Source organism: Streptomyces sp. 2P-4, from assembly GCF_030167965.1.
GTDB classification, from domain to species: domain Bacteria; phylum Actinomycetota; class Actinomycetes; order Streptomycetales; family Streptomycetaceae; genus Streptomyces; species Streptomyces globosus_A.
The window spans coordinates 745,601-760,836 of record NZ_CP095011.1 but is presented as its reverse complement, the minus strand read 5'-3'; the positions used below and the strand labels follow the sequence as shown (position 1 = coordinate 760,836).

Below are 15,236 nucleotides of genomic sequence, written 5' to 3'. Positions count from 1 at the left end.
CCGTCTGGCACGATGGCGCGTGCCGCCGCCCCCCCCGCTCCGCCGAACCCCCTTCGGAGGCCCGCGCCATGCCGCTCCTCGACCCGACCCTCCGGCAGGACGGACCGACCCTCACCGGCGGTACCGCGCCGGTCGTCGAGCCCGCCACCGGCCACACCCTGGCCTCCTTCCGCCTGGCCGCCCCCGCCGACGTGGCCGGGGCCGCCGTACGCGCCCGGGCCGCCCAGCAGGAGTGGGCGACGGCCACGCACGTCGAGCGCGCCGCCGTCCTGCGCCGGGCCGGGGAGCTGTTCGCCGCCCACGCCGACGAACTGCGCGAGTGGCTGGTGCGGGAGTCCGGCTCCATACCCGGCAAGGCCGACTTCGAGCTGCACGTCGCCTCCCAGGAGTGCCACGAGGCCGCCGCGCTGGCGTCGCGTCCCGCCGGGCAGGTCCTGCCGAGCGAGGCGCCCCGGCTGTCCTTCACCCGCCGGGTCCCGGCCGGCGTGGTGGGTGTGGTCGCCCCGTTCAACGCCCCGCTGATCCTGTCGATCCGCTCGGTGGCCCCGGCGCTCGCCCTGGGCAACGCCGTCCTGCTCAAGCCGGACCGCCGCACCGCCGTATGCGGCGGGCTCGCCCTGGCCGCCGTGTTCGCGGCGGCGGGACTGCCCGCCGGCCTGCTCCAGGTGCTGCCCGGCGGAGCCGACACCGGGGCGGCCGTCGTCGCCGACCCGCTGGTGCGGGTGGTGTCGTTCACGGGGTCGACCGCCTCCGGCCGGGCCGTCGGCGAACTGGGCGGCCGCCACCTGAAGCGGATGCACCTGGAGCTGGGCGGCAACTCGGCGCTCGTCGTGCTGCGCGACGCCGACGTCGAAGCCGCCGTCGCGCAGGCCTCCTGGGGCTCGTTCTTCCATCAGGGCCAGATCTGCATGACCGCCGGCCGGCACCTCGTCCACGCCTCCCTGTACGACGAGTACGTGGAGCGGCTCGCCGCGAAGGCCGAGGCGCTCGCGGTGGGCGACCCGTACCGGGAGCAGGTCCACCTCGGGCCGCTCATCGACCGGACCCAGCTCGACCGCGTCCACGCGCTGGTCGAGGCCAGCACCGGGCAGGGCGCCAAGCTCGTCGCCGGAGGCACGCACCGGGAACTGTTCTACCGGCCCACCGTGCTGGCCGGGGTCGACGACGACACCCCCGCGTATGCGGAGGAGGTGTTCGGGCCGGTGGCACCGGTGAGGTCGTTCACCACCGAGGACGAGGCCGTGGCGCTGGCCTCGCAGGGCCCGTACGGGCTGTCCCTCGGCATCGTCACCCGGGACGCGGCGCGCGGGCTGGAGCTCGCGGGGCGGATCCCGACCGGCATCGCGCACGTCAACGACCAGACCGTCAACGACGAGGCGGTGGCCCCGTTCGGCGGGGTCGGCGCCTCCGGCACCGGCGTCCGCTTCGGCGGCGAGGCCAACCTGGACGCCTTCACCGAGCTGCGCTGGACCACCCTGCGGTCCGCGCCCGCCGGACACCCGTTCTAGGGAGGGCCTCGCGCCGGCCGTGCGGAATCCCCCGGGCGCCGGGGCGGTCCGTCGTGCGCGGGCCGGCCCCGGCGGGTACGACCGCGCGTACGGGGGCGACGCGCGGCCGGTGCCAGACAGCCGGACGTAGCGCGGGCGCCGTCGGCTGCGCCTGATTCGGCGGCCGATCGCCGAGGAGCGGACCGCTGTTCATGTCCCCGTCCCAGCGCGTCCGGGACGGACGGACACGATTTCCGACCACAGCCCGAAGCCCGCCTGCCGGCACAGGGCGAGGGCCGTCACCGGCCGGGAGGCCGCTGCTGCCGCGACAGTGCGAGGACGGCCAGGGCGATGGCGGTGCCCTCGCGGCCCAGGGCCTGCCCGTACCGGCGCAGCATCGCGTTCTCCCGGGCGAGCGGTGACACGGGAAGGCCCGACGCACGCCGGTCCAGCTGGCGCCCACGGGCCTCCCGCACCCGCAGCAGCACCAAGGCGATGAGCTGTTCGTCGAGCCGGTCGAGCTCGTCCGGCTCGGACGGCCCGCCGGGCTCGTACACCTCCGCGAGCTCGCGGAGTCCGGCGAGTCGGGCGGGCGCGGAGCCGTTCCCCACGGTTTCGGACATGCCGCCGATCCTGCCCTCCGGCGGCTGCGCAAACCCCTAGTCCATGACTAGGGGTTTTCCTGGCGGGGCGGATCGGAGACTTGCCGCTGGTCTGCAGGTATGCGCGATCTGACGCGCCGATCCCCTGCCGTCCGCCGGTCTTTCAGATGGGTTGAGTGGATATGGGCAACGAGCAGAAACTCCGGGACTACCTCAAGCGGGCCGGCGCGGACCTGCAGCGCTCGAGGCAGCGGGTGCACGAGCTGGAGGCGGCCGCCACCGAGCCGATCGCCATCGTCGGCATGAGCTGCCGCTACCCCGGCGGGGTGGCCTCCCCCGAAGAACTGTGGACCATGCTCGTGGAGGAGCGGGACGGCATCACCGGCCTGCCCTCCGACCGCGGGTGGGAACTCGACCCCGCCGACGGGCCCACCGACATCCGCGGCGGATTCCTCCGCGGCGCCGCCGACTTCGACTCGGCCTTCTTCGGCATCTCGCCCCGCGAGGCCCTGTCCATGGACCCGCAGCAGCGGGTGCTGCTGGAGGCGTCCTGGGAGGCCTTCGAGCGGGCCGGCATCGACCCGCTCGCGCTGCGCTCCACCCGGACCGGCATGTTCGTCGGCGCGATGCCGCAGGAGTACCGCACCGGGCCCGACGACGACGTCCAGGGCTTCGTCCTGACCGGCAACGCGACCAGCATCATCTCCGGCCGCCTGGCCTACGTCCTCGGCACGGTCGGCCCCGCCGTGACGGTCGACACCGCCTGCTCCTCCTCCCTCGTCGCCCTGCACCTGGCCGCGCAGTCGCTGCGCTCCGGGGAGTCCGAACTCGCGCTCGCCGCGGGCGTCACCGTCATGTCCAGCCCCACCACCTTCGTCGAGTTCGCCCGGCAGGGCGGCCTGGCCGCGGACGGCCTCTGCCGCTCCTTCGCCGACTCCGCAAGCGGCACCGGCTGGGCCGAGGGCGTCGGCGTACTCGTCCTGGAGCGGCTCTCGGACGCCCGCCGCAACGGGCACCGCGTGCTGGCCGTCGTCCGCGGCACCGCCGTCAACCAGGACGGCGCGAGCAACGGCCTGACCGCCCCCAACGGCCCCTCCCAGCAGCGGGTCATCGAACAGGCGCTGCGCGGCGCCCGGCTCTCCGCCGACCAGGTGGACGTGGTCGAGGCCCACGGCACCGGCACCACCCTCGGCGACCCGGTCGAGGCTCAGGCGCTCCTCGCCACCTACGGGCAGAACCGCTCCCAGGACCGGCCGCTGCTCCTCGGCTCCGTGAAGTCCAACATCAGCCACACCCAGGCCGCGGCCGGTGTGGCCGGCGTCATCAAGATGGTGCTCGCCCTGCGGCACGGGCTGCTGCCCCGGACCCTGCACGTGGACCAGCCGTCCACCCACGTGGACTGGTCGGCCGGCGCCGTACGCCTGCTCACCGAGCCCACCCCCTGGCCCCGGCGCGAGGAACCGCGCCGGGCCGGCGTCTCCTCCTTCGGCCTCAGCGGCACGAACGCGCACGCCATCATCGAGCAGGCCCCCGAGGACACGGACGCCGACGCGGCCGAGCCGCAGACCACCCGGCCCGCCACGCCGGGCACGCTGCCGTGGCTGGTGTCCGGCCGGACCCCGGCGGCCCTGCGCGGCCAGGCCGCCCGGCTGCTGGAGTTCCTGGCCGCGGACCCGCAGCACTCCGACACCGACCTCGCATACTCCCTCGCCACCACCCGCGCCGGTCTGGAGCACCGCGCCGTGATCACGGCCGCCGACCGCGCCGGGGTGCAGGCCGCGCTCACCGCCCTCGCGGACGGTGAGGACGGCACCGCCGTGCGGGGCGCCGTCCAGGGGCGCACCAGGCTCGGCTTCCTCTTCGCCGGGCAGGGCTCCCAGCGGGCCGGCATGGGCCGCGAGCTGTACGCCCGCTTCCCGGTGTTCGCCGCCGCCCTCGATGAGGTGCTGGCGGCCCTGGACCAGTGCGACCACGGGCACGACGTCCCGCTGCGCGAGGTGCTGTTCGCCGCCGAGGGCAGCCGTGAGGCGGCCCTCCTCGACCGCACCGGCTACGCCCAGCCCGCCCTGTTCGCCGTCGAGGTCGCCCTCTTCCGGCTCGTCCGGTCCCTCGGAATCACGCCGGACTACCTCACCGGCCACTCCATCGGCGAGATCGCCGCCGCCCACGTCGCCGGGGTGTTCACCCTCGCCGACGCGTGCACGCTGGTCTCCGCCCGGGCCCGCCTGATGCAGGCCCTTCCGGAGGGCGGCGCCATGATCGCCGTCCAGGCCACCGAGGAGGAGGTCCTCGGCCGCCTCACCGACGCGGTCGCGGTCTCCGTCGCCGCCGTCAACGGACCCCGCGCCGTCGTCGTGGCCGGGGCCGCGGACGAAACCGCGGCCGTCGCCGCGCACTTCGACGCGATGGGCCGCAAGACGCGGCCGCTGCGCGTCTCGCACGCCTTCCACTCGTCCCTGATGGAGCCGATGCTGGAGGAGTTCCGCGCCGTCGTCGCCGGACTCGACCCGCAAGCCCCCGCCATCCCGGTGATCTCCACCCTCACCGGCGTCCCCGCCACCGCCGAGCAGCTCGCCTCCCCCGCATACTGGGCCGACCACGCACGCCACGCCGTCCGCTTCGCCGACGCACTCGACTGGCTCACCGGCCACGGCGCCGGAGCCTTCCTCGAACTCGGCCCCGACGGAGTGCTGTCCGCCCTCGCCCAGGCCCACCCCGGTGCCGACAGCCTCACCGACCTGGCCGCGAGCCCGCTGCTGCGCCCGGGCCGCCCCGAGGCCGACACCTTCACCGAGGGCCTCGCCGCCCTGCACGTACGCGGCATCCGCGTCCAGTGGGACGGCTGGTTCGCCGGCACCGGGGCCCGCCCCGTCGACCTGCCCACGTACGCCTTCGAACACCGCGCCTACTGGCCCCGCACGGCGCTCGGCCGGCACGCCGGCGACGTGCGCGGCGCCGGCCTGGGCGCCGCCCGCCACCCGCTGCTGGCCGCCGCCGTGTCCCTCGCGAACTCCGACGGACTCCTGCTCACCGGCCGGCTCTCCGTCCGGTCCCACCCCTGGCTGGCCCAGCACGCCGTACGCGGCACCGTCCTGCTGCCCGGCACCGGCTTCCTGGAACTGGCCGTCCGGGCAGGCGACGAGGTCGGCTGCGACCGCATCGAGGAACTCACCCTCGCCGCACCCCTGCTCCTGCCCGAAGAGGGCGGCGTACAGGTGCAGGTGTGGGTCGGCAGCCCCGACGAGACCGGCCGCCGCACCCTGACCGTCCACTCCCGGCCCGACGCCGGCCAGGACGGGGCAGCCGCGGACGAACTGCCCTGGACCCAGCACGCCCAGGGCGTGCTGGCCGCCACGGACCGGCAGGCCCCGGCCGGGGACGGGTTCGCGGCCGGGGCCTGGCCCCCGGCCGACGCGCGCCCGCTGGACCTCGACGGGTTCTACGGGCGGATGGCCGACACCGGCTTCGCGTACGGGCCCCTGTTCCAGGGAGTGCGCGCCGCCTGGCGCGCCGGAGACGACGTGTACGCCGAGGTGGCGCTTCCCGAGACCGGGACCGCCGCCGACGCGTTCGGCATCCACCCCGCCCTCCTCGACGCCGCCCTGCATCCCTGCGCCTTCCTCGACCTCGGCGAACACGGCCGCGGCGGACTGCCCTTCGCCTGGCAGGACGTCAGCCTGCACGCCACCGGCGCCACCGCCGTCCGCGTGAAGCTCTCCGCCGCCGGTGACGACGCGGTCACCCTGGCCGTCGCCGACACCGAGGGCCGGCCGGTCGCCACCGTCGGCTCGCTCATCCTGCGCGCCCTGCCCGAGGCCGACCTGAGCCCCGCCGCCGCACTGGCCCGCGAAGCCCTGTTCGAACTGCGCTGGACCCGGCTCCGCGGCACCACCGCCCCACCGGCCCCGGCCTCCGTCGCGGTCCTCGGCGAGGACCCGTACGGCCTCGGCACCCCGCTCGTGCGGGCCCCGGGCGCCGAGACGCCCGCCCTGGTCCTCGCCCCCGCCGCCGCCGCGCCCGCCGAGGACCCGGCCGCCGCCGCGCACGCCCTGACCGCGCGCGTCCTGCGGCAGATCCAGGACTGGCTCGCCGACGACGCCACGGCCGACGCCCGGCTGACCTTCGTCACGTGCGGCGCCGTCGCCGCGTCCGACGACGAGGGCGTCACCGACCTCGCGGCCGCCGCAGTCTGGGGCCTCGTACGCTCCGCGCAGGCCGAGCACCCCGGCCGGTTCGGCCTGCTCGACCTCGACCCCGACGCACCCGCCCCCGTACCCCCGCAGGCCCTCGCCGGTGACGAGCCGCAGCTGGCCGTCCGGGACGGCTCCGTGCTGACCGCCCGGCTCGCCCGGGCCCGCCGGGAGCCGGCCGAGGCCGTCCTCGACCCCGAGGGCACCGTCCTGATCACCGGCGGCCTCGGCGGCCTCGGCCGGTCCCTGGCCCGCCACCTGGTCGCCGAGCGCGGCGTACGCCACCTGCTGCTGGCGAGCCGGCGCGGTCCCGCCGCCGAAGGCGCCGCCGCGTTCGCCGACGAACTGTGCGCCCTCGGCGCGCAGGTCGCCGTCGAGGCATGCGACCTGACCGACCGGGCCGCCGTCACCCGGCTGCTCGCCGCCGTCCCCGCCGCGCACCCGCTCACCGCCGTGGTGCACACGGCCGGGGTCCTCGACGACGGCGTGCTCACCTCCCTCACCCCCGAACGCGTCAGCGCCGTCCTGCGGCCCAAGGCCGACGCCGTCTGGCACCTGCACCAGGCCACCGCGGAACTCTGCCCCGGCCTGGCCGCCTTCGTGGTGTTCTCCTCCCTCTCCGGCTCCGCCGGAGCCCCCGGCCAGGGCAACTACGCCGCCGCGAACGCCTTCCTCGACGCCCTCGCGCAGCAGCGGCGCGCCGCCGGACTGCCCGCCCTCTCGCTCGGCTGGGGCCCGTGGGCCCCCACCGCCGGCATGACGGGCGGCATGACCGCCGCCGACCTGGAGCGCCTGGCCCGCCTGGGCACCCCCGCCCTCACCGAGCGGGACGGACTCGCCCTCTTCGACGCCGCCCTCGCCGTGGACGCGCCCGTCCTGCTGCCGGCCCGGCTCGACCTGCCGGTCCTGCGCGCGCTGGGCGACGTACCGCCGCTGCTCCGCGGACTGGTCCGGGGCCCCGCCCGGCGTTCCGCCGTCGCCGGATCCGAGGCCGCCGCCGGACTCGTCCAGCGGCTCGCCCGCCTCGACGGGGCGGACCGCGCCGCGGCCGTCACCGACCTCGTCCGCGCCCAGGTCGCCGCCGTACTGCGGCACGGCGGACCCGAGGACGTGGACCCTGCGCGCCGCTTCCAGGACCTCGGCTTCGACTCGCTCACCGCCGTCGAACTCCGCAACCGGCTGCGCACCACCACCGGACTGCGCACCTCCGCCACCGTGATCTTCGACTACCCGACGGTCACCGCCCTCGCCGGCCACCTCCTCGACGAACTCACGGGAGACCAGGGCGCCGCCGCCGTGGCCGCCGCCCCGCGCACCGCCGCGGCATCGGAGGACCCGATCGTCATCGTCGGCATGAGCTGCCGCTACCCGGGCGGCGTCGCCTCGCCCGACGACCTGTGGCAGCTGGTCCGCGCGGGCACCGACGCCATCTCCGGCCTGCCCACCGACCGCGGCTGGGACCTCGACACGCTCTACCACCCGGACCCGGACCACCCCGGCACCGCCTACACCCGCTCCGGCGGATTCCTGCACGAGGCCGCCGAGTTCGACCCCGGCTTCTTCGGGATGAGCCCGCGCGAGGCGCTCGCCACCGACGCCCAGCAGCGGCTCCTGCTGGAGGCCTCCTGGGAGGCGATCGAACGTGCGGGCATCGACCCGCTCTCGCTGCGCGGCTCACAGACCGGCGTGTTCGCCGGTGTCATGTACAACGACTACGCCGCGACCCTCGCCGACAGCCGCTTCGAAGGCCACCAGGGCAGCGGCACCTCGCCGTCCATCGCCTCCGGCCGCGTGTCCTACACCCTCGGCCTCGAAGGCCCGGCCGTCACCGTGGACACCGCCTGCTCCTCCTCGCTCGTCGCCATGCACTGGGCCATGCAGGCCCTGCGCGCCGGCGAGTGCTCGCTCGCCCTCGCGGGCGGCGTCACCGTCATGTCCACCCCGACCTCCCTCATCGAGTTCTCCCGCCAGCGCGGCCTCTCCCCGGACGGCCGCTGCAAGGCGTACTCGGACGGCGCCGACGGCGTCGGCTGGTCGGAGGGCGTCGGCATCCTCGTCCTGGAACGGCTCTCCGACGCCCGCCGCAACGGACACACCGTCCTCGCCGTGGTCCGCGGCTCCGCCGTCAACCAGGACGGCGCCTCCAACGGGCTCACCGCCCCCAACGGGCCGTCCCAGCAGCGCGTCATCCGCCAGGCCCTGGCCGGCGCCGGCCTGACCACCGCGGACGTCGACGTCGTCGAGGGACACGGCACCGGCACCACCCTCGGCGACCCCATCGAGGCCCAGGCGCTGCTCGCGACCTACGGCCGGGACCGCGACGCCGAGCGCCCGCTGCTGCTCGGCTCGGTCAAGTCCAACATCGGCCACACCCAGGCCGCCGCCGGCGTCGCCGGCGTCATCAAGATGGTCATGGCCCTGCGCCACGGCATCGCCCCGCGCAGCCTGTACGCGGCCGAGCCCTCCCGGCACGTCGAGTGGCAGGACGGCGCCGTCGAGCTGCTGGCCGAGGAGACGGCCTGGCCCGAGACCGGCCGGCCGCGCCGCGCCGGTGTCTCCTCATTCGGCATCAGCGGCACCAACGCCCACGTCGTCATCGAGCAGGCGCCCGCCCTGCCCGCGCCCGCCGCGGGCGCGGAGACCCAGGTCACCGCCTGGCCGCTGTCCGGCCGCACCCGGGCCGCGCTGCGCGACCAGGCCGTCCGGCTCCGCGCGTACGCAGAAGCCCACCCCGAGCTCGACCCGGCCGACATCGGCCTCTCCCTCGCCACCACCCGGTCCGCCTTCGAACAGCGCGCCGTCGCCGTCGGCGGCCGCGCCGAACTGCTGCGCGCCCTGCGCGCGCTGGCCCGCGGCGAGGCCGACCCGGCCCTGTGCGAAGGCGAGACCGGCCCGGCCGGGCTCGGCTTCCTCTTCGCCGGGCAGGGCTCCCAGCGGGCCGGCATGGGCCGCGAGCTGTACGCCCGCTTCCCGGTGTTCGCCGCCGCCCTCGACGAGGTGCTGGCGGCCCTGGACCAGTGCGACCACGGGCACGACGTCCCGCTGCGCGAGGTGCTGTTCGCCGCCGAGGGCAGCCGTGAGGCGGCCCTCCTCGACCGCACCGGCTACGCCCAGCCCGCCCTGTTCGCCGTCGAGGTCGCCCTCTTCCGGCTGGTCACCTCGCTCGGCGTGCGCCCCGGCCCGCTGCTCGGCCACTCCGTCGGCGAGATCGCCGCCGCGCACTGCGCCGGTGTGTTCACCCTCGCCGACGCGTGCGCGCTGGTCTCCGCCCGCGCCCGCCTGATGCAGGAGCTGCCCGAGGGCGGTGCCATGGTCTCCCTCGAGGCCGCCGAGGACGAGGTCCTCGCCCGGCTCACCGACGGGGTCTCCGTCGCCGCCGTCAACGGCCCCCGCGCGGTCGTCATCGCCGGGGAGGAGGCCGGCGTCCTGTCGCTGGCAGAGCAGTTCACCGCGCAGGGCCGCAGGACCAAGCGGCTGCGGGTCAGCCATGCCTTCCACTCGGCCCGCATGGAACCCGTGCTCGACGCCTTCCGCGCCGTCGCCGAGCAGCTGGCGTACAGTCCCCCCGTCCTCGACGTGGTGTCCAACCTGACCGGCACCATCGCCACCGCCGAGGAGCTGTGCACCCCCGGCTACTGGGTGGAGCACGTCCGCGGCACCGTCCGCTTCGCCGACGGAGCGGCTGCCGCCCGGGCCGCCGGGGCCACTGCCTTCCTCGAACTCGGCCCGGACGGCGTGCTGTCCGCCCTCGCCCAGGACGTCCTCGGGGACGACACCGAATGCGTCCCGCTGCTGCGCGCCGGCCACGCCGAGGAGCGGAGCGTCACCGCCGCCCTCGCCCGGCTCCACGTACGCGGGACCGCCGTGGAATGGGCCGCCTACCACGCCCCGACCGGCGCCCGCCGGGTCGAACTGCCCACGTACGCCTTCCAGCACGAGCGCTACTGGCCCGAGCGGACCACCGCCGCGGCGGCCTCCGCGGCCGGGGGCCCCGCCGACGCCGCCCTGTGGGGCGCCGTCGAGCGCGGCGACACCGACGGCGTGGCCGGCATCCTCGGCCTGCGCGACGAACAGCACGCCGGCCTCGCCGCGCTGCTGCCCGCCCTGTCGACGTACCGGCGCCACCACGCCGAGCAGACCCTGCTGGACTCCGCCCGCTACGGGATCCGGTGGCAGCAGGTCCGCGCGGGCGCCGCCCCCGTCCTCGACGGCACCTGGCTCGTCCTGACCGCCGACGGGATCGAGGACGCCGAGCTGCTGGACGCCCTGCGCGGCCACGGCGCCCGGTTCACCCGCCTCGTCCTGGACGACGCCTGCCTGGACCGCGCCGAACTCGCGGCCCGGCTCACCGGGGCGGGGGAGCACCACGGCCTCCTGTCCCTGCTGCCGCTCGCCGACGGCGGCGGTCTCCAGGGCACCGGTCTGCCCGCCGGCCTGGCGCTCGGGGTGGCCCTCGCCCACGCCCTGCACGACACCGGCAGCACCGCCCCGCTGTGGACGGTCACCCGGGGCGCCGTCTCCACCGGCGGCGCCGACCCGGTCACCCGGCCCGTCCAGGCCGCCGCCTGGGGCCTGGGACGGGTCGCCGCCCTGGAACGCCCGCAGGCCTTCCACGGCCTGGTCGACCTGCCCGAGAGCCTCTCCGCGCCCGCCGTGCAGCGCCTCGTCAGCGCGCTGGCCACCACCCCGGGCGAGGCCGCCGAGGACCAGCTCGCCCTGCGCGGCAGCGCCGCCTACGCCCGCCGCCTGGTGCGCCGGCCCGCCGCCGAACTCCCCAGGGACGGGGCCTTCCAGGTCACCGGCACGGTGCTCGTCACCGGAGGCACCGGTGCGCTCGGCGCCGAGGTGGCCCGCCGGCTCGCCGAACGCGGAGCAGCCCACCTGATCCTCACCAGCCGGCGCGGCCCCGAGGCCCCCGGCGCCGCCGAGCTGGCGGAGGAGATCCGGCAGCTGGGCGCCGACGTCACCGTCGCCGCCTGCGACGTCGCCGACCGGGACGCGCTGGCCGCCCTGCTGGCCTCCGTGCCCGCCGAGCACCCGCTGACCGGTGTGGTCCACGCGGCCGGTCTCGGCCAGGCCTCGCCGCTCGCCGCCACCCCGCTCGCCGACGTGCGCGCGTACACCGACGCCAAGATGCTCGGCGCGGCCCACCTCGACGCCCTGCTGGACGGCCGGGACCTGGACTTCTTCGTCCTGTTCTCCTCCGTCGCCGGCATCTGGGGCAGCGCCGGCCAGAGCGCCTACGCCGCCGCCAACGCCTACCTCGACGCCCTCGCCGAGCACCGCCGCGCCCGCGGCCTGACCGCCACCTCCGTGGCCTGGGGCCCCTGGGCCGAGGCCGGCATGGCCACCCACGAGGCCGTCTCCGACAGCCTCGCCCGACAGGGCCTGCGCCTCCTCGCGCCCGCCACCGCCCTGGCCGAACTCGACCGGGCGATCCTCCGGCAGGACACCGCCGTCACCGTCGCCGACGTCGACTGGGCCGCATACGTCCCCGTCTTCACCGCGGCCCGCCCCAGCCGGCTCTTCGACGAACTACCCGACGTGCGCGCACTCGCCGCGGCACCGAAGACCGAGGCCGCCGCCTCGGAGTTCGTACGCAAGGTCCGCGCGCTGCCCGAGGCCGACCGGGACCGGACGCTCGTGGACCTGGTGCGCCGCGAGGCCGCCACCGTCCTCGGGCACTCCTCCGCCGAGTCCGTCGCCCCCACCCGCGCCTTCCGCGACGCCGGTTTCGACTCGCTGACCGCCGTCGACCTGCGCAAGCGGCTGGCGGCCGTGACCGGCCTGGCGCTGCCCAGCACCATGGCCTTCGACCACCCGACGCCCCTCGCCCTCGCCGCCTTCCTGCGCGGCGAGATCCTCGGCGCCGCCGAGGTCCAGGCCGCCCCGCGGGCCGCACTCGCGGGCCGGTACGACGAACCCATCGCCATCGTCGGCATGAGCTGCCGCTTCCCCGGCGGGGCCGGCTCCCCGCAGCAGTTCTGGCAGCTGATCGCCGACGGCGTCGACGCCGTCTCCGAGTTCCCCGCCAACCGCGGCTGGGACGAGGACCTGTTCGACGCCGACCCCGACGCGGGCGGCAAGACGTACTCCACCCGCGGCGGATTCCTCCACGAGGCGGGGGAGTTCGACGCCGGGTTCTTCGGCATCTCCCCCCGCGAGGCACTCTCCATGGACCCGCAGCAGCGGCTCCTGCTGGAGACCACCTGGGAGGCCTTCGAATCGGCGGGCATCGACCCGGCCGCCGTACACGGCAGCGCCACCGGCACCTTCATCGGCTCCACCTACCAGGAGTACGGCACCGGCATGGACGACGCGTCCGCCGGCCACGCCGTCACCGGGACCAGCCCCAGCGTGCTCTCCGGCCGTCTCGCCTACCTCTTCGGCCTCGAAGGCCCGGCCGTCACCGTCGACACCGCCTGCTCCTCCTCGCTGGTGGCCCTGCACCTGGCCTGCCAGTCCCTGCGCAACGGGGAGAGCTCGCTCGCACTGGCGGGCGGCGCCACCGTGATGACCAACCCGAACGCGTTCATCGCCTTCAGCCGGCAGCGGGCCCTGGCTGCCGACGGCCGCTGCAAGCCGTTCTCCGAGGCCGCCGACGGCATGACCCTCGCCGAAGGCGTCGGCGTCCTCGTCCTGGAGCGGCTCTCCGACGCCCGGGCCAACGGGCACGACATCCTCGCCGTGGTCCGCGGCTCCGCCATCAACCAGGACGGCGCCTCCAACGGGCTCACCGCCCCCAACGGCCCCTCCCAGCAGCGCGTCATCCGCCAGGCCCTCAGCAACGCGGGCGTGACGGCCGCCGACATCACCGCCGTCGAGGCCCACGGCACCGGCACGGCCCTCGGGGACCCCATCGAGGCCCAGGCCCTCCAGGCCGTCTACGGCCAGGCCCACGACGCCGAGAACCCGCTGCTGCTCGGCTCCGTCAAGTCCAACATCGGCCACACGCAGTCCGCTGCCGGCGTCGCCGGCGTCATCAAGATGGTCATGGCACTGCGGGGCGGACTGCTCCCGCGGACCCTGCACGCCGACGAGCCGTCCTCGCACATCGACTGGAGCGGCGGCACGGTCGCCCTCCTGCAGGCCCCCGCCGCCTGGCCGGCCGGCGAGCGGGTCCGCCGCTGCGCCGTGTCCTCCTTCGGCATCAGCGGCACCAACGCGCACGTGGTCCTGGAGGAGGCCCCGGCCGCCGACCCGGCCCCGGCCACGCCGGCCCCGGCCGACCCGGCCGGGACCGCCGGGCAGGCGTCCGACCCGGGCGGCGCCGTGATCCCGTGGGTGCTGTCCGCCAGGACGCCCGCGGCGCTGCGCGGCCAGGCCGCGCGGCTCGCCGAGCACCTCGACCGCCTCGGCCCGGACTCCGCCGCCGCACGGCCGGCCGACATCAGCCACTCGCTGGCCTCCACCCGCGCGCTCTTCGAGCACCGTGCCGTCGTCCTCGGCGACAGCGCCGGGGACCTGCGCCGGCACCTGGAGGCCCTCGCGACCGGCGGCGCGTCCACCTCCGTCGTCCAGGCCGCCGCCGACCTCGACGGCAAGACCGTGTTCGTCTTCCCCGGCCAGGGCGCGCAGTGGGCCGGCATGGCCGCCGAACTCCTCGACGAGTCACCGGCCTTCGCCGAACGCCTGCACGAGTGCGCCGCAGCCCTGTCGGCCTACACCGACTGGTCGCTCGTCGACGTCCTGCGCCAGGCCGACGGCGCGCCGTCCCTCGACCGGGTCGACGTCGTCCAGCCCGCGAGCTTCGCCGTCATGGTGTCGCTGGCCCACCTGTGGGCCTCGTACGGCATCACCCCCGACGCGGTCCTCGGCCACTCGCAGGGCGAGATCGCGGCGGCCGCCGTCGCCGGGGCCCTCACCCTGGACGACGCCGCCCGCGTGGTGGCCCTGCGCAGCCAGGCCATCGCCCGCCGGCTGGCAGGCTCCGGCGGCATGGTCTCCGTACCGCTGCCCGCCGACGAGGCCGAGGCGCTCCTGGCCGCACGCGGCGGAGGCATCTCCATCGCCGCCGTCAACGGCCCGCGCACCGTGGTCGTCGCCGGCACCCCCGAGGAACTCGACGCGCTCGTCGAGGAGCTCGCCGCCGCCGACGTCCGGGCCCGCCGCATCGCCGTCGACTACGCCTCCCACTCCGCCCAGGTCGAGCAGCTGGAGGAGGAGCTGCTGGCCGCCCTGGCACCCGTACGCCCGCGCACCGCCGAGATCCCGTTCTTCTCGACCGTGACCGGCGACTGGCTGGACACGGCCGCCCTGGACGCCGCGTACTGGTACCGCAACCTGCGCCGCACCGTCCGCTTCGGCCCGGCCGTGGCCGCGCTGCTCGACCAGGGCCACCGGTTCTTCGTCGAGGCCAGCCCGCACACGGTGCTGACCATGGCCGTCGAGGCCGTGGCCGAGGACGGCGGGCACCAGGTCGCCGCCATCGGCACCCTGCGCCGCGACAAGGGCGGCACCGGCCGCTTCCTGACCTCCCTCGCAGAGGCGTTCGTCCGCGGTGCCCGCGTGGACTGGGCCCCGGCCGTCGAGGGCACCGGCGCGCACCGCGTCGCCCTGCCCACGTACGCCTTCCAGCGCGAGCACCTGTGGGCCCTGCCCGGCAGGCCGGGCACCGCGGGCGAAGGGGACCCGGCCGACGCCGAGTTCTGGACCGCCGTGGAGGAGGAGGACGTCGAGTCGCTGGCCGAGGGCCTCCGACTGGAGCAGTCCGCACTCGCCCCGCTGCTGCCCGCGCTCGCCGGCTGGCGGCGCCGCAGCCGCGAACGGGCGGCCGTGGACTCCTGGCGCTACCGCGCCACGTGGAAGCCGCTCGGCGCGCTGCCCCCGGCCGCCCGGCTCACCGGCACCTGGCTCGTCGTCTCGGCCGCTGCCGCGGCCGACGCCGACATCACCCAGACGCTGACGGCCGCCGGCGCCGACGTACGGCACCTGGTGCTGGACGAGACCTGCGCCGA

3 protein-coding genes (1 of these 3 cut by a window edge) are annotated in these 15,236 nt (G+C 76.5%); 2 read left to right on the top strand and 1 reads right to left on the bottom strand.

What is annotated here, in order from left to right; genetic code table 11:
• Window positions 1-68: 68 nt before the first annotated feature.
• Window positions 69-1,508 carry an aldehyde dehydrogenase family protein gene (locus MUK52_RS03025; RefSeq protein ID WP_284574481.1) on the top strand — a complete coding sequence of 480 codons (1,440 nt, stop codon included), beginning with the start codon at window positions 69-71 and terminating at the stop codon, window positions 1,506-1,508.
• A gap of 278 nt (window positions 1,509-1,786) precedes the next feature.
• On the opposite strand, the gene MUK52_RS03020 is transcribed toward MUK52_RS03025, so the two are convergent.
• Window positions 1,787-2,110 (bottom strand): chorismate mutase family protein, encoded by a 324-nt coding sequence (locus MUK52_RS03020; RefSeq protein WP_114055374.1) that lies wholly within the window; start codon window positions 2,108-2,110, stop codon window positions 1,787-1,789.
• A 161-nt stretch (window positions 2,111-2,271) separates the two neighbouring features.
• Here MUK52_RS03020 and MUK52_RS03015 point away from each other — a divergent pair, with 161 nt between their 5' ends.
• Window positions 2,272-15,236, top strand: the beginning of a protein-coding gene (locus MUK52_RS03015) for a type I polyketide synthase (RefSeq protein WP_284574479.1). The gene runs 15,646 nt beyond the window's last position; 12,965 of the gene's 28,611 nt are visible here — the first part of the coding sequence; it begins with the start codon at window positions 2,272-2,274; the stop codon falls past the right edge of the window.

Coding starts and splice junctions, on each gene's coding strand:
- MUK52_RS03025 (WP_284574481.1), top strand. CDS start 69: ATGCCGCTCCTCGACCCGACCCTCCGGCAGGACGGACCGACCCTCACC.
- MUK52_RS03020 (WP_114055374.1), bottom strand. CDS start 2,110: ATGTCCGAAACCGTGGGGAACGGCTCCGCGCCCGCCCGACTCGCCGGA.